This window comes from Parabacteroides sp. AD58, from assembly GCF_023744375.2.
Lineage (GTDB): Bacteria > Bacteroidota > Bacteroidia > Bacteroidales > Tannerellaceae > Parabacteroides > Parabacteroides absconsus.
Window position 1 is genome coordinate 1,515,024 of sequence record NZ_CP146284.1, and the last position, 18,459, is coordinate 1,533,482.

The window sequence follows — 18,459 nt, forward strand, 5'->3', positions numbered from 1 at the left end:
CTTGTATCGTTTTAAATCGTATATTTAGCGGCGGAAGGAAACACTTTCTCGACGGCAGGAGACTTTCAGCCTATCAGACCATCGTCGATAAAATAGAAGCTACCGGCGATGACACGGCGACCAACGCATAAACGCGTATCTACAACCATAAACAAAAACGGATGTACCGGAAGAGAGACATCATCTCCCATCGATACATCCGCTTTTATTCCAGCAGCCGGCAAGTTTATTATCCCATGCGGCTGATTTTCTTCAGTTTTTCTTCATCAATCAATTTGATCTTACGACCATCGATAGCGATGATATGTTCTGCCACGAAAGTAGATAAGGTACGGATGGCATTCGAAGTCGTCATATTCGAAAGGTTTGCCAAATCCTCGCGTGCCAGATAAATACTCAATGTTGCGCCGTCTTCTTCCAATCCGTAACTGTCTTTGAGGAACAAGAGGGATTCAGCCAGACGTCCGCGGATATGCTTCTGCGTCAGATTGACTGTGCGTTCGTCGGCGATACCCAAGTCGATAGATAACTGGCGGATAAAGAACATCGCCAAATCCGGATTCGCATAGATCAGCTCTTTGACAATCGTCATCGGAATCAGGCAAACCGTAGAAGGTTCGAACGCAGAGGCATTCGTCAGATAATCCTCCTGAGCGAAATTCGCCCGATATCCAAAATACTGTACTGGTTTGATCATACGGATAATCTGGCTACGACCACCTACACCGTCCTTAAATATCTTCACTTTTCCTTTCAGCAGACACATCATGTCTTTGGGTTCATCTCCCTCGCAATAAATCAACTCGTTCCGCTTAAATGTCTGAATGGTTGAATTATTACGTAACATTTCCCGTTCTTTGTCAGTCAAGACCCGCCACACTTCCGTCAGGCTCGACGAAAAATCAAAATCTTCTTTATGTTGTTGCTTAACCACGGCTAAAAAAATGATTGCTAAAAAACATATTTACGAGACACAAAATTATAACAAAATTCGGATTAACCTCTCGAAAATCGATTTATTTTTTCGAATAAGCGTATTTTTTATATTTCAAATTCTCAGTTATCAGTAAACAAAAAGTAAAAATCATCATTCAAGAAGAATAATTGCTCACAAATCTTCAGTTCTATAGCCAATCAGCTAACTATTAGGACGAATCACCCAGATTCCCCGGCAAGCCTTCTGGCGCATAAGATAGGTTTCGAGCGAACCAGAATTAACAATTACCTTCCGAGCCGACGAAGAAGCATGGATAAAAGTCAGGCGTTGCGGTGTTGCCCAATAGGCAATCGCCAAGTGTGTCACATCCAATCCTTGAATCGTCGTCACAAAACCGATAATGTCGCCATTACGGATAAATTTCTCAGCCTCGCCAAGGCGTTCTTTCGGCAGAAACGAATAGATAGAGCGCGCATTAACAGCCGCTTCTACTTCCCGCATACACGCTACCCGCTCAGGATGTCCTTTCAAAGCCGAATAGGATTCGGGATGAGACGACATGAACGAAAGCGCCAAAGGCAATGGTTCGCTGCCCGGCAATTCAGATGTGATATCTTTCACCAAGCCACGCTTGCCGTTCTCGTACATCCAATCGGCTATATAATGAAGCCGTTCGGTATAACGGACCTTACCTTTCCGGTAACGCAATCCGCGCAACGACTCCGTATAATCGGCAAACGAAGAAACGGGCTGCGACAAGGCCAAGACCGATTCGACCAATGTCGTACAATCCAGTTCACGGAAATTCACCACCAAGGTTTCAGGTTCTCCTTCCAGCGTAGCTGCTACATACGGCTTATCCAAGAAGAAACGAGCCACCCGGATCATCCGCTCACCGGCATCCTTTGTTTGTGAATGCTTCAGACTGTCCAACACTTGAAGACAAAATAACGAATCCGCCTTCGTGTACGAAAGCGACTGCGCTCCGGCTCCATACGAAAAGAAGAACAAGGCACACAACCAAGAAAGAACAGTTCTCATCGGGATTTAATCGTGTTTCGTTTCCAACAAAGTTTCCAACTTCACCAGTTCGTCGCGATACTGAGCCGCTTCGATAAATTCCAGCTTCTTGGCCGCTTCGGTCATCTTCCGGCGGGTCTGCTCGATAGCCTTCTCCAACTGGCTGCGATTCATATACTGTACCACCGGATCGGCTGCCACATTCGTTCTCTCAGGCTCTACATACGCATACGGTTCGGCTGTCTGCTGCTGCTTTTCGGCCACCAATGAGACGCTGTTCTTTACCACCTGTTTCGGTGTAATACCGTGCTTCTCGTTATAAGCCATCTGTTTCTCACGCCGACGGTTTGTTTCATCTATCGTCAAACGCATACTGTCTGTTATCTTGTCCGCATAGAAAATCACCTTTCCATGTACATTACGTGCCGCACGTCCGGCAGTCTGTGTCAGTGACCGATGCGATCTCAAGAATCCTTCCTTGTCGGCATCCAGAATCGCCACCAGCGAAACCTCCGGCAAGTCCAAGCCTTCACGCAGCAGATTGACACCAATCAACACGTCGAACAAGCCCTTCCGCAGGTCGTCCATAATCTGCACGCGTTCCAAGGTGTCCACATCGCTATGGATATAATTACAACGGACGCCCATACGTGTCATATAAGTCGTCAGCTCTTCAGCCATCCGCTTCGTCAATGTTGTTACCAGAATTCGTTCATCAACAGCCGACCGCTGGGCGATCTCTTCCATTAGATCATCTATCTGATTCAAGGTCGGGCGCACTTCGATAACAGGATCCAACAATCCAGTCGGACGAATTACCTGATCGACAACGATACCTTCACTCTTTTCCAGTTCATAGTCAGCCGGAGTCGCACTCACATAAATCGCACACGGTGTCAGGGATTCAAACTCATCAAACGTCAATGGACGGTTATCCATCGCAGCCGGTAATCGGAAACCATAATCCACCAGATTCTTCTTACGGGCATAATCACCACCATACATGGCTCGAATCTGTGGAATCGTCACGTGGCTTTCATCTACGACCAGCAGAAAGTCTTTCGGAAAATAATCCAACAGACAGAAAGGACGTTCGCCAGCTTGCCGTCCGTCGAAATACCGGGAATAATTCTCGATACCCGAACAATGCCCCAATTCCCGGATCATCTCCAGATCATACGTGACCCGCTCATAAAGACGTTTAGCCTCATAAGGCTTTCCTATACTTTTCAGATATTCCACCTGTGTACCCAAATCCACGTCAATCTGACCGATCGCCTGATTAATACGCTCCTGTGTCGTTACGAAAAGATTTGTCGGATAAATATTCAGTTCGTCCTGTTCATCTATCTCCTGTCCGGTCATCGGATCAAATGACGAAATACGGTCAATCTCATCGCCCCAGAACTCAATCCGGTAAGCAACACCATCAAATGTTTCAATGGCCGGGAATATATCTACCGTATCACCATTCACACGGAAACATCCACTCTTGAATTCTAACTTATTATTGATATAAAGAGCTGCTACAAACCGGCGCAATAATTCATCACGGTCAATCTGCATTCCTCGCTCAATATGCGTAACCTTCTCGGCAAAGGCGCGCGGATCAGCCATACCATACAGGCAAGAGACGGAAGAAACCACAATCACATCCCGTCTTCCGGACAACAGAGACGCCGTTGCTCGCAACCGGAGCTTATCAATTTCATCATTAATAGCTAAATCTTTCTCGATATAGGTATCCGTAGAAGGCAAATAAGCCTCCGGCTGGTAATAATCGTAATACGAAACAAAATATTCAACCGCATTATTCGGAAAGAAGGCCTTAAACTCACTATACAACTGAGCCGCCAATGTTTTATTATGACTGAGGATAAGCGTCGGTTTCTGTACTTCCTTAATGACGTTCGCAATCGTAAACGTCTTACCAGAACCCGTCACACCCAATAATGTCTGATAAGGAACCCCACTCTTTAATCCTTCGGACAAAGCAGCAATGGCTTCCGGCTGATCACCGGTGGGTTTAAAAGGAGATGAAAGTTCAAAATTCATAGTCTTATTTTATTTCGATAAGCAACTTTACAAAGGTACGTATTAAAAAAGAAAAAGGTTGTCATCACGACAACCAATCTCCATTGTTAACCTTAAATCTAATACCATGAAAAACACAGTGCAAATGTATAGCTTCATGCTAAACAACACAAGTTTTTATTTGGAAAAATGATTCAGATTAATATGAATTAACAAATACATGTTTTACAACATAGTATTGCAATAGATTTTCACATATTGACAACTTATTTCTGAAATACTTTTGTCTTCAGAATAATCACATCCTGCAGTGGACGATCATTTTTATCCGTTTCAACTAATGAAATCTTTTCTACAATATCAAAACCTTCTACTACTTCACCGAAGATAGAAACCGAACCGTCCAAATGAGGAGAACCGCCGACTGTCCGATAAACCTGGCGATGTTCTTCAGGGATTACTAACGGTTTTAACTGAGCTAGCGTATCTTCGAGTAATAAAGATGCCTGCATATGCAATTCATCCGCATGAGCTTCGTCGGCTAATTCCGGATGCTGCTTTTTCAGACGACTCTGGAAAACATAATACAGCCAGTTCCGGCGTGTATTGTTGATGCGTTCTTCTATTCCATCCAATTCCTCATCATTCCAGACTTTCCCCTGTATAAAGCAGAACTGGGTTCCGGCAGATTCCCGTTCCGGGTTCACATCGTCTCCTTCTTTCGCATCAATCAAAGCGCCGCGCTTATTGAAATGGTTGGGTAATATTTCGGCTGGTACTGTATAACCGCCACCACCATCGCCATACAAGACACCCGGTTCGTGAGCTTTACTGTTAGGATCGCCACCTTGTACCACAAAATCCTTGATAACCCGATGGAACAATACGCCTTCGTAAGCATTTTCCTGACATAACTTAATGAAATTATCCCGATGCAAAGGCGTGTCATCGTAAAGCATTACAGTTACATCTCCCATATTGGTCGAAACCGTGACATAAACCGGTTTCCCTTCTTCCAGTTGTTCCTGACCACAGGCCGCCATGACAAACAACAAGGAAAACAGTGCTAAAATTTTCTTCATATTCTTACTTATTTATTAGATTCATTCAATACTAACATCTGACAATGTTTACAGTCAAACTTCAAGCGAAGCCGCTGTTCTTTATATAACAGAAAATAAGGTTCCTTATAAGGCGATTTCCCGTGCTGATAAGTCGGACACCAGCCCATACTATACCGCAAACAATGTTTGGTAAACATCAACGGTACATCCGCCAAGGGTTTTACTTCAAAAGCTGGTTCGACTGATTCCACACCATGTTCTATATAGAACCGGCGTGCCACCGAATTGGCTACATTCCCTAAGTATGTCAGTTGTTTTTCAGGGAAGGCGACGGATGTCGTCGGTTTCTTCTGTACCAGTTCTCTCCGATAACGCATCTTCCGGCACGATAAAAGCTTTTCCACTATCTCCCGACGCATATCCGCCAGCAAAGAAGACGGAACAAACCAGGGCTGACTCATGTTCACTCTCACAGCACCCCACTCAAAAGGAGTATTTCCTAACTTGGACAACTGCGTACAGATATTTTCTGTCTGGTCTTTCTGTGCAGGAATCTTTTCATACGGACGGACAATTGTCACACGTGCACCTGTCTCATCTTCCATTTCCACCGAGAATCCTTCCGGATGTTCATCAAAAGAAATACGCACCGGTATTTTCCGGTCGGCCGAAGGCTTCGAGAGTAATTTCTCGAACTGTTGGTCGTAATTCCTATACAACTTCATTTTCGGTCGCAACCCATCGGGCATCATTTGCGGATAAACTCGATTCGCTTCTACCTTATTTACCCGAAAGCCCTCCAGCTCACCACGCTGATTGAAGAATGCCAGACCATCTCCGTTGTTCAACGGAGTCAAGCCTGCCACCGTAAAGCTGTTTCCCCGTATTTCCTTTACGGTTCCAACCCACTCACCCTGTGATTTTGGTGTATCAAAAGCCGTCACATCAGCATTTCTTCCGTATAAATAAAAAGGAGTGAAACCCCGGTTAAAGCTCTTGGCTACCTGAGGCGTAAACGAAAAACGGCTCTCGCCTACCGACGCACGTACATATTCCGGACGACGATCCAGAATCTCGTCCAACTTTTTCCGGTACCAGGCCGTCACGTTCTTTACATACGACACATCTTTCAAGCGCCCTTCTATCTTGAAAGAGGTAATGCCGGCGTCCATCATCGCTTCCAGATCATCTGAACGGTTCATGTCCCGCAACGAAAGCAGGTGTTTCTGCGAAGCAATCACTTTTCCGTCAGCATCGACCATCGTATAGGGCAAACGGCAATACTGGGCACATTCACCCCGATTTGCACTTCGTCCCGATAAAGCGGCACTCAGATAACACTGACCGCTATAACTAACGCACAAAGCTCCATGTACGAAAGCTTCGAGGGCCACATCTGTTTCTGAGGCAATCTTCTGGATTTCTTTCAACGTCAGCTCGCGGGCCAGCACCACTTGTGTAAAGCCCACATCCTGCAGGAAACGGACTTTTTCTACCGTTCGGTTATCCGTCTGCGTACTGGCATGCAAAGGAATCGGAGGAAGATCCATCTGCATCAGCGCCATGTCCTGAACAATCAGCGCATCGACCCCGGCATCATACAACTGCCAGGCCAGGCGTCGGGCCTCTTCCAGTTCTTCTTCTTTCAAGACTGTATTCAGGGTTACATATATCCGGACATCATAGATGTGTGCAAAATCACACAATTGCCGAATATCTTCCAAGGTATTTCCGGCTGCTGCCCTCGCTCCAAACTTAGGAGCCCCGATATAAACAGCATCGGCTCCATGGCGTATCGCTTCCAACCCGCAAGTCAGGTCTTTTGCCGGCGACAATAATTCTATCTTTTTCACCATATCTGCTTTGTTTCTTTCTATTTCAATTCGCCCAACAGACGAATATCTTCACTATGGAAAGGAGTAGACTGATAGACATAATAATTCAGCCAGTTCGTAAACAATAAATTAGCATGTCCACGCCAGCGTACTACCGGTCCTTGTGCCGGATCGTCATTCCGGTAATAATTCTTAGGCACTGTGATAGGCAAACCTTTTTTCAAATCGCGTATATATTCATCATTTAATGTATAAGGCGAGTACTCGGAATGACCCGTGATAAAGAATTCGCGGCCACCGCGTGCCATCACCATATATACACCCGATTCTTCGCTTTCCGAAAGCAAAGTCAGTTCGGGTACTTTCAGTATATCTTCCCGGCGGACTTCCGTATGACGGCTGTGCGGCACATAGAACTCATCATCAAAGCCTCTGAAGATCGGGACAAAAGGCTCTCGCAAGGTATGACGGAAGACACCGAACATTTTAGACGGCAAATCATATTTCGGGATACCATAAAAATGATACAGTCCGGCCTGGGCTGCCCAGCAAATATACAAGGTAGATGTTACATGCGTCCGCGCCCAGTCAAATATCTCAGTAATCTCATCCCAGTAAGTCACTTCTTCAAAAGGCATCTGCTCCACCGGAGCACCCGTAACAATCATCCCGTCGTAATAGGAATCCTTCATGGCGTCGAAGTCTTTATAAAACTCGCGCATGTGTTCGATGGGTGTATTCTTGGGAGTATGACCTTTGATTTTCATCAGATCCATTTCTACCTGAAGCGGTGTATTGCTCAACAGACGGACCAGATCTGTTTCGGTGGTCACTTTCAGAGGCATCAAATTCAACACTACGACCCGCAACGGACGGATGTCCTGCGACGATGCCCGCAAGGCATCCATTACAAATATATGTTCTTTCTTCAGCAATTCAATTGCCGGAAGATTCTTCTGTAAGTTTAAAGGCATATGTATATTCTCTCTATTTGTTTGCTAACAAAATATTCTACTTTACAAAAGTAAGTAAATTATGAATACCAGCAAACATAAAAAAAGCCTCCTTTTTCAAGGAAGCTTTTCGTTGTTCTACCAAGATTCGAACTTGGACAAACAGGACCAGAATCTGTTGTGCTACCATTACACCATAGAACAATGTAAACAAAGTAAATAATTATATCACATCCGAAAAAGTTGTTCTACCAGGATTCGAACCTGGACAAACAGGACCAGAATCTGTTGTGCTACCATTACACCATAGAACAATGTCGTACGTTGTATCAACCACAACTTTCTCGTTTGCGGTGCAAAGGTAGGCATTTTTACCGAACCACCAAATAAAAATCCATTTTTTCTTTATTTTTTTCTTCTCAAAACCTCTGTTTCACTTCAAATCTACTGAAAAAGACGCCTCTTTTCATGATAACAAACTCATTCTTACTCAGGAAACAGATTGAAAGGTAACTACATTTTTATCGTTTCACCTGGGTGATACGATCGTTCCACGGCTGTGATACGATCGTTCCACATAGGTGAAACGATCATTCCACACGGGTGGAACGATAAAGACATACAATGACATGCTAATTTAAATTTGTCATTTAACGAATTTGGTTGACTTAAAATCTCTTTATAAATAGAAGGGGTTGACTGTAGTTTAACTTATTTATATACTGAGTTGACTCATTTTTTTGTTATTCACCCTGCAGGTTGTCTTTTCTTATTTTGGGCAAAAATAAACAAAGATCTTTTATCCTGATAAAAATAATGAAAAAACCACCGCGGTGGTTTGCCTTACGGCTGGAGGCGCGAAGCCTCCAAAGAGTTTGTCTCCACCTGGTTGGCAGAAACGAAGGCATTAGACATTTCTCCTTGGATGGCTAATTCCCGATAACTCTTCCAGCGTTTCTTTATTGTTCCCCTCATTGCGGAGGCTTCAGCAGGAGTTATACCGTCCAGACTCAAATGAGGACGCTCATTGTTATAGAAATCGACCGCTATCCTTATAGCTGATTTAACTTCCGATACGCCGTAAAAGGATTGCCCCAAAAGGAGTTCATTCTTAATTGTATTGTTGACTCGTTCCGCCACGGCATTATCTTTGGGATTGCCGCTTTCGGTCATGCTTATCTTTATATGATGTTCCTTCAACCGGGAGATATAACTGTAACAGGCATATTGGACACCACGGTCCGAGTGATGGATCAATCCATTAAGATCCTTGCCCTTATAATAGGCCAAGGCCATGTTCAATGCGTCCAAAGGATAACGGGCTTCCAGCGTGTCGCCCACACTGTAACCGATGATTTCCTTTGTGTAGTAATCCGTTACTAAAGAAAGATAGCAGAAATCGTACTCGCCCGTTTCCGGCTTTGTCCAGTAAGGTATATAGGTGATATCGCTGACTATCAGCTGGCAGGGACGATCCGGAATGTATGTCTTAATCAGATTCGGATAGACTGGATACTCATGGTCGGAATCGGTTGTCTTGACGCGTCTTTTCCGTTTACGGACTTTCAGGCCATAACGTTCGATGATGTCATAGAAACGGTTATAACCCACGCTATGGGAACCAAACCGGCTCTGGTACATCTGCCAAAGCTTGTTCCCTCCTATGCCCGGATCTTTCCCTCGGATTTCCTTGATAAACTCCACAACGAAAGATTCTTCCATCAGACGTTGCAGTACCTTGTCCTCATGCTTATAGTAGGCTTGTTTACTCACACCAAGCAGACGGCACAGGGGAACGACCTTATACCGTTCCCTGTCCCTTTCATGCAGCCTACGGACTACTTGGTGCCAGCTTTTTTTAGCTTTATGCCATACACTTCCTCGCCATAGGCGACCATCTCTTGGTAGAAATCTGCGCGCAAACGCTCTTCGGCCAATGCTTTCTTCAGTGACGACAACTCTTCGAGGAGCTTCTTGTAGTCTTCCGGCGTCACGTCTTTTCCTTGCTTTTTCATGAGTTCTGCTTCTAGAGGATTTTCTCGTTCAAAGGTAGCTATTATTCGATAAATGCTCGAACGACTTACTCCATATTGTTGAACCACTTCCTGGATGGAGACGTTGTCTTGCTTTACCAAACGGAAAATCTCTCTTTCCTGATTCTTCCGAAACTTCTCTTGTTCATAATTGCTTTCTTTCATCTTCTTGTTTTTTAGGAGTCAACCTTATTTACAAAAAGACAATTCCAGCAGAATCACCCATATTCTTCCATAGTAGTTGAAATGACACAAAAGAGTGAACTTTTTGGGCATTCTACTTGTTTTTGTAAAGAAATATGAATAGAGAGAAAGAATTTACTTGACAAGATGCTTGAAATAAATTTATTCCAAGTATCTTTGCAACTTTGGAAATTAGAATTTTAGTAAGATAAGAATGGATCAAACACAAGTTTTAGTACAGGCCATTGTAAAGGGTCTGCAAGAAAAGAAGGGGAAAAATATTGTTGTAGTTGACTTAAGCCCGATAGAAGGAGCTATTTGCCAGTATATGGTTATCGGAGAAGGAAACTCTCCGTCGCAAGTATCTGCATTATGTGATTCTGTATGGGACTTTGCCCGCCGTGAAGCCGGAGAAAAAACACTGTCGATCGACGGAGAACAACGTGCGGAATGGATCGGCATGGATTACGGAACCGTTATGGTTCATATCTTTTTGCCAGAAAAACGCAAGTTCTATAATCTGGATACCTTGTGGGAAGACGCCAAGACAACAGCAATCCCCAATTTGGACTAACTTTGAATTTGCATTACAATCATAAAATATGGAAAACAATAGAATGAATCCGAATAAACCCAAAGACAACAAACAAAAGATGTTCCGCTTCAATTTTTATTGGATGTATGGCATCATTCTGTTGTTATTGGCTGCGTTATACATGACCAACGATTCGGCCGGCACTAAAGAAATAGGCTGGACAGAATTCCAGAAGTTGGCCAAGGAAAACGTATTCGACAAGATGGTTGTCTACAACAAGAAGAATGTTGTGGAAGCTACCGTCAAGAGTGACAAGATAGGTGTCATCTTCCCGGGAGAAAAGATGAGCGACAGCCTGTCTCCCAAAGTATACATCAAGATCCCGTCGGCCGATAAATTCTCCGACTTCTATGACAACGCTGTCTCCGAAAACAAAATTGATACGCAGGTCAGCTTCGAAGAAGGCGACGACACGATGTGGAGTTTTCTTATCTCGTTCGGACCGATCATCCTCTTTGTGCTGGTCTGGATCTTCCTGATGAGAAGAATGTCTGGCGGTGCCGGCGGCGGACCCGGTGGTGTTTTCAGTGTAGGAAAGGCGAAAGCCCAGTTGTTCGATAAAGACAACAATCCGAAGGTTACTTTCAAGGATGTTGCCGGTTTGGCCGGAGCCAAGCAGGAAGTAGAAGAAATCGTTTCATTCCTGAAGAATCCTTCCAAATATACGGAGTTGGGAGGTAAAATTCCGAAGGGAGCTTTGTTGGTAGGACCTCCGGGAACCGGTAAGACCTTATTGGCCAAAGCTGTTGCCGGCGAAGCCAATGTTCCGTTCTTCTCTTTGTCCGGTTCCGATTTCGTGGAAATGTTCGTAGGTGTCGGAGCATCTCGTGTACGTGATCTGTTCCGTCAGGCCAAGGAAAAAGCACCTTGTATCGTGTTTATCGATGAAATTGATGCCGTTGGTCGTGCGCGTGGCAAAAACGCCAATATGAACAGCAATGACGAACGCGAAAACACATTGAACCAGTTGCTGACAGAAATGGATGGTTTCGGTTCAAACAGTGGTGTGATTATCTTAGCGGCAACCAACCGAGCCGACATTCTGGATAAAGCCTTATTGCGTGCCGGACGTTTTGACCGTCAGATTCATGTTGAATTGCCGGATTTGAACGAACGAAAGGAAATATTCGGCGTTCATCTGCGCCCGATCAAGATTGACGACAGTGTTGATGCCGAACTCCTGGCTCGACAAACACCGGGATTCTCGGGTGCCGACATTGCGAATGTATGTAATGAAGCTGCATTGATTGCTGCCCGCAACAACAAGAAGTTTGTTCAGAAAGAAGACTTCATGAATGCAGTCGACCGAATCGTCGGTGGTCTGGAAAAACGGACAACGGTTATGACCGAGACGGAACGGAAACGGATTGCCATCCACGAAGCCGGTCATGCGACTATCAGCTGGAAACTGGAACATGCCAATCCGCTGGTAAAAGTAACCATCGTACCTCGTGGAAAAGCGTTAGGTGCCGCCTGGTATCTGCCCGAAGAACGTCCGATTACAACCCGTGAGGAAATGCTCGACGAAATGTGTTCAACATTGGGCGGACGTGCTGCCGAAGAACTTTATTCCGGTCAGATTTCCAACGGAGCGAGCAACGATTTGGAACGCGTTACCAAACAAGCCTACGCGATGGTCGTTTACTATGGTATGAGCGACAAGTTGCCTAACATCAACTACTACGACTCAAGTGGTCAGGAATGGGGATTTACCAAACCGTATAGTGAAAGTACGGCCCGCATCATCGACGAAGAAGTTCAGAAGATCATCTCCGAACAATATGAACGTGCGAAGAAGATCTTAGCCGAAAATACGGAAGGACACAACCAACTGGCCAATGTCTTGCTGGAACGCGAAGTGATCTACAGAGAAGATGTAGAACATATTTTCGGTAAACGCCCGTGGGCTTCCCGCTCAGAAGAAATTCTTGAAAAAGAGAATAAAGACGACAAAAATGACAAGAATAATCCGAAAGAGCAGACACCTGCTCCAGAAACAGGAGAAGAAGCTCCCAAAACGGAAGATGACAAGTCATAAAAAAGTAAACTAATTCAGATAATCCCTGTTTGATTCGGTCGAATTAAACAGGGATTTTTTCTTTCACGTTTCGTTTATATGCCTATCTTTGCATATCAATCATAAAAAGGGAAACATTTTGAACAATTTCATCAAACGGACGCTTACTGGGATTATCTTTGTTGGTATATTACTGGGAGCCATCTTATATAATGTATATTCATACGCCATCTTGTTTTGTATCATCACGGGATTGGCTTTATGGGAATTCTACGGACTACTGAAGCATTATGAAAACGCAACACTACGTCGGTTAATCAGTACGGCCGGTGGTATGTATTTATTCTTTGCCTGTTTCATGCAATCCATAGGATTCGGTGGAGAGACTATATTTCTGCCGTATATTTTATTTATCATGTACACACTGATCAGTGAGCTATATACCAAAGCGCCCAATCCGATCAATAACTGGGCCTTCACGCTGTTGGCTCAAATCTATTGCGCCGGTTCTTTTTCCCTTCTGAACTTCTTGGCTATTCATACCGACTCATTCACCGGTGAAATCCAGTACAAGCCTTTATACATCCTGGCTGTTTTCATATTTGTCTGGCTGAACGACACCGGAGCCTTCTTAGTCGGCTCCCAAATCGGGAAGAGAAAATTATTCGAACGGATTTCACCGAAAAAGTCATGGGAAGGTTTTTGGGGCGGCCTGATTATTGTTTTGCTGGCCTCACAGGGATTTGCCTGGTATGCGCCCGAATTAAACCGACTTCAATGGTTAGGATTGGCAGCGGTGATTGTCGTTTTTGCCACTTGGGGAGATTTGACAGAATCCCTATTAAAACGAACATTGGGCGTTAAAGATTCAGGCAATATTCTGCCTGGTCATGGCGGAATTCTCGACCGCTTTGACAGTGTGCTGATGGCAGTGCCTGCCGCTTATATTTACCTTGAATTGATTATTCGAAATTAAAGGTCAGTGTAACCATACGGGAAGTAGCTTTTGAAAGAGCCTCGGTATATTTGATTGTTTCCTGTCCTTCCAAATCCGGGCGGTCCTTGACCAGCAGATTCGGCAGACCAAAGCTAAACTTCAGTTCCGGGCACAAACGGAAAAAAGGCAGATAAATATTACACCCGATACCAAACTCCAATCCGTAATCAAACCCTTTTAAATATAAAGGATTCCCTCTTTTACGGCCTAAATCCATAGCGCCATAGACACCGGCAGTCAGATAAGGACGACAATTATTCAGACGAAAAGCAGAATACTTCACACTTAACGGCAAAGTCAGATAACTTGATCGGACCGATGTCCGGAATTCTTCGCCTGTCTCCTGCTCACGAAAGACGAATCGCTTGTCACCAAAGTTAATCGTTGGAATAAAACGCAGATTAAAATAAGGATTCAAAAACATATCTCCGATAACACCAACGCTGAAACCCGGAGAATAAGTCGGGATCTCAGCAAACCAAGTCTCACCATTGGTCGAAGCTCCCGTATGAGTCAGCAACATATCCTGAGCATGGATTCCTACATGAAATCCTAAGTGAAACAGCTTATTATCCACATAAGGCTGATTCTTTACCTTTTCACGTTGTCCCCAAACGACTGCTGAAAAGCAGCAGAGTGCACTTACTATAACTATAAAACGTCTCAATTTTCCTGTTTTTTTATATAACGAAGATACATTGTTTTTATTGCAAACAAAGGGAAAATATAAAAAAATATAGCCCCAGCTATTTTTTTAATCCGAATAATATTCTACATTTGCACGACTAATAGTTAACATTTAAACGTTTAAGAATATGGCTTACGTAATTAGTGACGATTGTATTGCTTGCGGAACTTGTATCGACGAATGTCCGGTAGGAGCAATTTCTGAAGGTGACAAGTACAGTATCAATCCTGATATGTGTACAGAATGTGGAACATGTGCAGAAGCTTGTCCGACAGAAGCTATCCATCCGGGTGCTTAATTCCGCAAAACAAATAAGCATATAACAAAAGGATATGTGCTTAAATGAAAATAGGATGTCTGAAATCAGACATCCTATTTTTTTGGCGATCAAAGTTGAGTCAATAAAAGTCTATTCTGCATCAAAGTGGATATCCAGTTTAATATCAGAATCCGGCTCCGCAGCAGTATCTTCACTTTTCGGAGCAGCCTCTTCCGGACGGCTTGCTTCTCCTTTATGAGATTTCACATAACCGATTACATCCATTAAACCGTCGACAAACTTATCAAAATCTTCACGGTAAAGAAAAATTTTATGTTTCTCAAAAGTAACAGCAGAACTGTCCTTAGCTTGTACTTTCTTACTTTCAGTTATAGCCAAAAACAAATCCTCTTTCAAATTCTTCTTTACGTCCAGGTAATAAATGCGCTTACCTGCCTTTATGGCTTTCGAATACAGAATTTCTTTATCGCCACCCTCAACAATGTTTTTCTTCTTTCCTTCTTCCATGGCATAACTTTTAAATTATTTTTCCTTCTTTCTTTATTAATTATGTCTTGCAAACCACTACTTCAGTATACAACAAGCATCCTGCAAACGGAACAATAAAGAACTTACCGCTCCAATAAAACAGAAGCTAACCTTTTTAAGTCATCTCTACCACGTCCGCATATCAACTTGTTTTCTTCGTTGAGCTTACTACACTTAATTTATTAGGGTGTAAATATGCGCATTTTTTTCTAATCTTCAATCATTTTAACCTAAAAAAATAATCACCAAAATCAATTTTGTAGAAAGAACACCTTTTAGATACAGTATTACAAAAAGAATCACTACCTTTGCAGACTGAAAAATATTAAACACAAAGTAGTTCCTTCAAACGATGATTAACAGAATTTTAATCCGCATTAAAGTCTTACAGATAGTGTATTCTTACTATCAAAACGGACATGGAGATCTAAAAGTAGCCGAAAACGAGCTCATGTTCAGTCTTCAAAAATCGTACGATCTATATCATTACCTGCTTCTTCTGATGGTGGAGGTAACACGTCTACACAGCAGAAATCTGGATATCCGCAAGCACAAATTCATGCCGACGCCAGAAGATTTAACGCCCAATACTCGTTTGATCGACAATCGCTTTATCCATCAGTTGGCCGACAATGAAGCTTTGAACCAATATGTTTCTGATCAAGGTATTTCATGGGCCAATGATGAAGATTTCGTTAAGCAGATACTGGATATGATATTAGCTTCTGATATTTATGCAAACTACCTGGACAATAAAGCTGACAATTATGAAACAGATCGCGATTTCTGGCGTCAGATTTTCAAGAAGCTAATTTGCAGCAGCGAATATATCGAAGAATATTTAGAGGATAAAAGCATTTACTGGAACGATGATATCTCTATCATCGAAACATTTGTGCTTAAGACTATTAAGAAGTTCGAAGAATCAGCCGGAAGCAAGCAGAAACTACTGCCCATGTTCAAAGACAAAGATGACAAAATATTTGCTACAAAACTTTTCCACCAGGCCATCCTGAAAGGAAAAGAATACCGCGAACTCATCAGCAAACATATGAATAACTGGGAATCTGAGCGAATTGCCAACATCGACATGCTGATCATGCAGGTCGCATTAGCCGAAATCATGAGCTTCCCTACTATTCCTACCAGCGTTTCATTGAATGAATATATTGATATGGCTAAATACTATAGCACACCCAAAAGTGGAACATTCATCAATGGAATATTAGATTCAATAGTCAATGAACTAAAAAATGAAAAGCGATTATTGAAAGATTAAATTTTATCATTACATTTGTGTCCGTCAAATGCACAAAAGATAATGTATAACTAATAAACAATATGATGAACTTAAGTATTTTACTTCAGGCGGCAGCCGGCCAATCCCAATGGTCAGGTATTATCATGATGGTTGTCATCGTGGCGATCTTTTATTTCTTCATGATCCGCCCTCAGCAAAAAAGACAAAAAGAAATCCAGAAAGCACGCGAAGCTTTGAAAGTTGGAGACAAAGTAATTACTGCAGGTGGTATTTATGGAAAGATCAAAGAAATCGGTGATGTATATATGGTCATCGAAATCGCTAACGGTGTAAATATTCAAATCGACAAAACATCTGTTTTTGCTTCCTCTGAAGATGCAAAACAAAAGTAATTAAACGATTTAAAATATATGTCATGGTTTAAGAACATCGTTCGGACATGTCATACGGTTTTGATAGACATTAAAGCTTTTTTGCATCGCCAACGATGGAAAGAAGCTTTAATTTTTTTCTGCTTCGTATTATTGTCTTTTGGTTTCTGGCTGCTACAAAGCCTGCAGCAGGAATATGAGACAGATATGTCTATACCTATCAGATATACCAATGTCCCGGACGATATTATTTTTACCAATAAAATTCCGCAGGCGATAAATATCCGCATCAAAGATAAAGGCAGCGCCTTGCTTAACTATACGATTGGCCAGAAATTCAGATCAATCACAATTGATATGACCGGACTTTCCAAGGAAAGCGGCAAGTTTACAGTCGACAAAAGGTATATTGAGGCTGAAGTACAAAAACAAGTACTGGCAACGACTACCCTTTACAGCATCGAACCTCAAGCCATTACTTTACGGTTCGGCATGAGAAAAAGCAAAGAATTCCCAATCGTATTCCAGGGAAATATCCAGACAGAAAAAGGATTCCTTGTATCTTCTGATATACAGATTTCTCCTTCTCGCGTAACCGTTTATGCCAGTGATTCCATTTTAGATACGATTCAGGAAATAAAAACGGTCTACACGGAAATTAAAAACGGGAAAAAGAGTATTACCCGTGTAGTCGCTTTGGAACCTATTGAAGGAACAAATTTCGAGACAAATAATGTTTCCGTGACAATTCCTATTGAAGAATACACAGAAAAGATGCTCTCTATCCCTGTAACAGTTACGGGCGTTCCGGTGAATTATAAAATCAGAACATTTCCACAAGCCGTTGAAGTGGCCTGTAATATCCCGATTTCACGATTCAAGGAATTAACAGAAGACATGTTTACAGTAGAGGTTCCTTACGCCCAACTGGAAGAAAATGTCTCCGGCTCTATCGACGTACAGGTTACAAAAAAACCGGACTGGGTCCGTTATTGCCATGTATCACCGGCCAAAATAGAATTCTTGTTAGAACAAAATACCAGTTTCAAATGATTAAGATAGGAATTACCGGAGGAATCGGAAGTGGCAAGTCGGTTGTTGCGCAACTCTTGTCGGTTTATGGCATCCCGGTTTATATTGCCGATGATGAAAGCAAGAAGCTGACGAACACGTCTCCTTTAATCAGAGAACAGCTGACTCATCTTTTCGGACCAGACATTTACAATGCAAACGGTCTGAACAAAGCCATGTTGGCAAAAGCTATCTTCGGAAATAAAGACTTGCTCCAGCAAGTCAATCACATCATTCATCCGGAAGTAAACAGACATTTCCTGGACTGGTGTGAGCAGAAAAACACATATCAATGCTGTGCCATTGAGTCCGCCATTCTATTTGAATCCGGATTTAATAAAATAGTTGATGTCAGTCTTCTCGTTTACGCACCACTCGAAATTCGCATCCAACGGGCACTGCAGCGAGACCATTCAAGTGAAGAAGCGTTGCGAAAACGAATTGAAAGCCAGATTTCCGATGAAGAAAAAAGGTCGTGGGTAGATTATACCATTACAAATGATGGCAAACAGGCTTTGATACCGCAAGTTGAAAAGTTTTTAGACCAATTATATCGATAATCTCCCGTAGTTATGTTACCTTTGTGCGATAT

General features: G+C 42.9%; 19 protein-coding genes and 2 tRNA genes. 8 read left to right on the forward strand and 13 right to left on the reverse strand.

Going from position 1 to position 18,459, the window contains the following annotated elements; genetic code table 11:
* Nucleotides 1–65 precede the first annotated feature (65 nt).
* The 11 genes from NEE14_RS06670 to NEE14_RS06720 form a co-directional block, all read right to left on the reverse strand.
* Nucleotides 66–191 (reverse strand): hypothetical protein, encoded by a 126-nt coding sequence (locus NEE14_RS06670; RefSeq protein ID WP_262922353.1) that lies wholly within the window; start codon nt 189–191, stop codon nt 66–68.
* A gap of 38 nt (nt 192–229) precedes the next feature.
* The gene (locus tag NEE14_RS06675; RefSeq protein ID WP_262922356.1) at nt 230–889 is read right to left on the reverse strand and encodes a Crp/Fnr family transcriptional regulator; all 660 of its coding nucleotides are present in this window, start codon (nt 887–889) and stop codon (nt 230–232) included.
* 249 nt (nt 890–1,138) lie between these two features.
* Nucleotides 1,139–1,978, reverse strand: coding sequence for an N-acetylmuramoyl-L-alanine amidase-like domain-containing protein (locus tag NEE14_RS06680; RefSeq protein ID WP_251967037.1), 840 nt, complete (start codon nt 1,976–1,978; stop codon nt 1,139–1,141).
* 6 nt (nt 1,979–1,984) lie between these two features.
* The gene (gene uvrB / locus NEE14_RS06685; protein WP_251967036.1) at nt 1,985–4,012 is read right to left on the reverse strand and encodes an excinuclease ABC subunit UvrB; all 2,028 of its coding nucleotides are present in this window, start codon (nt 4,010–4,012) and stop codon (nt 1,985–1,987) included.
* A 245-nt stretch (nt 4,013–4,257) separates the two neighbouring features.
* Entirely contained in the window at nt 4,258–5,073 is an 816-nt protein-coding gene (locus NEE14_RS06690) for a peptidylprolyl isomerase (protein WP_251967035.1), read from the reverse strand.
* Nucleotides 5,074–5,081: 8 nt separating this feature from the next.
* Nucleotides 5,082–6,911 (reverse strand): peptidase U32 family protein, encoded by a 1,830-nt coding sequence (locus NEE14_RS06695; protein WP_251967034.1) that lies wholly within the window; start codon nt 6,909–6,911, stop codon nt 5,082–5,084.
* Between the two features lie 17 nt (nt 6,912–6,928).
* Nucleotides 6,929–7,864 carry a homoserine O-acetyltransferase MetA gene (metA, locus tag NEE14_RS06700; RefSeq protein WP_251967033.1) on the reverse strand — a complete coding sequence of 312 codons (936 nt, stop codon included), beginning with the start codon at nt 7,862–7,864 and terminating at the stop codon, nt 6,929–6,931.
* A 112-nt stretch (nt 7,865–7,976) separates the two neighbouring features.
* A tRNA-Gln gene (locus tag NEE14_RS06705) sits at nt 7,977–8,047 on the reverse strand.
* A gap of 39 nt (nt 8,048–8,086) precedes the next feature.
* Nucleotides 8,087–8,157, reverse strand: a tRNA-Gln gene (locus tag NEE14_RS06710).
* 529 nt (nt 8,158–8,686) lie between these two features.
* The gene (locus NEE14_RS06715; protein ID WP_317259029.1) at nt 8,687–9,781 is read right to left on the reverse strand and encodes an IS3 family transposase; all 1,095 of its coding nucleotides are present in this window, start codon (nt 9,779–9,781) and stop codon (nt 8,687–8,689) included.
* Nucleotides 9,682–10,041 (reverse strand): helix-turn-helix domain-containing protein, encoded by a 360-nt coding sequence (locus NEE14_RS06720; protein ID WP_251968791.1) that lies wholly within the window; start codon nt 10,039–10,041, stop codon nt 9,682–9,684. The genes NEE14_RS06715 and NEE14_RS06720 overlap by 100 nt, the downstream gene beginning before the upstream one ends.
* Nucleotides 10,042–10,273: 232 nt before the next feature.
* Between NEE14_RS06720 and rsfS the strand changes: the two genes are divergently transcribed.
* The 3 genes from rsfS (at nt 10,274) to NEE14_RS06735 (ending at nt 13,647) form a co-directional block, all read left to right on the forward strand.
* A complete protein-coding gene (gene rsfS, locus NEE14_RS06725; RefSeq protein WP_251968669.1) occupies nt 10,274–10,633 on the forward strand; it encodes a ribosome silencing factor in 360 nt (119 codons plus the stop codon).
* A gap of 28 nt (nt 10,634–10,661) precedes the next feature.
* Nucleotides 10,662–12,692 carry an ATP-dependent zinc metalloprotease FtsH gene (ftsH, locus tag NEE14_RS06730; RefSeq protein WP_251968668.1) on the forward strand — a complete coding sequence of 677 codons (2,031 nt, stop codon included), beginning with the start codon at nt 10,662–10,664 and terminating at the stop codon, nt 12,690–12,692.
* A gap of 118 nt (nt 12,693–12,810) precedes the next feature.
* The gene (locus tag NEE14_RS06735) at nt 12,811–13,647 is read left to right on the forward strand and encodes a phosphatidate cytidylyltransferase (RefSeq protein ID WP_251968667.1); all 837 of its coding nucleotides are present in this window, start codon (nt 12,811–12,813) and stop codon (nt 13,645–13,647) included.
* Here the strand turns inward: NEE14_RS06735 and NEE14_RS06740 are convergent.
* The gene (locus tag NEE14_RS06740; protein WP_251968666.1) at nt 13,634–14,335 is read right to left on the reverse strand and encodes a porin family protein; all 702 of its coding nucleotides are present in this window, start codon (nt 14,333–14,335) and stop codon (nt 13,634–13,636) included. The genes NEE14_RS06735 and NEE14_RS06740 overlap by 14 nt on opposite strands.
* Nucleotides 14,336–14,483: 148 nt before the next feature.
* Here NEE14_RS06740 and NEE14_RS06745 point away from each other — a divergent pair, with 148 nt between their 5' ends.
* Nucleotides 14,484–14,654, forward strand: a complete 171-nt coding sequence (locus NEE14_RS06745; protein ID WP_022455835.1) for a DUF362 domain-containing protein — start codon at nt 14,484–14,486, stop codon at nt 14,652–14,654.
* Nucleotides 14,655–14,765: 111 nt separating this feature from the next.
* Here the strand turns inward: NEE14_RS06745 and NEE14_RS06750 are convergent, their stop codons facing one another.
* Nucleotides 14,766–15,143: a DUF3276 family protein gene (locus NEE14_RS06750; protein ID WP_251968665.1), complete on the reverse strand. Its 378-nt coding sequence runs from the start codon at nt 15,141–15,143 to the stop codon at nt 14,766–14,768.
* 373 nt (nt 15,144–15,516) lie between these two features.
* Between NEE14_RS06750 and nusB the strand changes: the two genes are divergently transcribed.
* The 4 genes from nusB (at nt 15,517) to coaE (ending at nt 18,427) form a co-directional block, all read left to right on the forward strand.
* Complete coding sequence (gene nusB / locus NEE14_RS06755) at nt 15,517–16,443, forward strand: transcription antitermination factor NusB (protein ID WP_251968664.1); 927 nt, start codon at nt 15,517–15,519, stop codon at nt 16,441–16,443.
* A 62-nt stretch (nt 16,444–16,505) separates the two neighbouring features.
* The gene (gene yajC, locus NEE14_RS06760; RefSeq protein WP_251968663.1) at nt 16,506–16,817 is read left to right on the forward strand and encodes a preprotein translocase subunit YajC; all 312 of its coding nucleotides are present in this window, start codon (nt 16,506–16,508) and stop codon (nt 16,815–16,817) included.
* Between the two features lie 18 nt (nt 16,818–16,835).
* Nucleotides 16,836–17,849, forward strand: a complete 1,014-nt coding sequence (locus NEE14_RS06765; protein ID WP_251968662.1) for a CdaR family protein — start codon at nt 16,836–16,838, stop codon at nt 17,847–17,849.
* Complete coding sequence (gene coaE, locus NEE14_RS06770; protein WP_251968661.1) at nt 17,846–18,427, forward strand: dephospho-CoA kinase; 582 nt, start codon at nt 17,846–17,848, stop codon at nt 18,425–18,427. Before NEE14_RS06765 ends, coaE begins: the two co-directional genes overlap by 4 nt.
* Nucleotides 18,428–18,459: the final 32 nt, after the last annotated feature.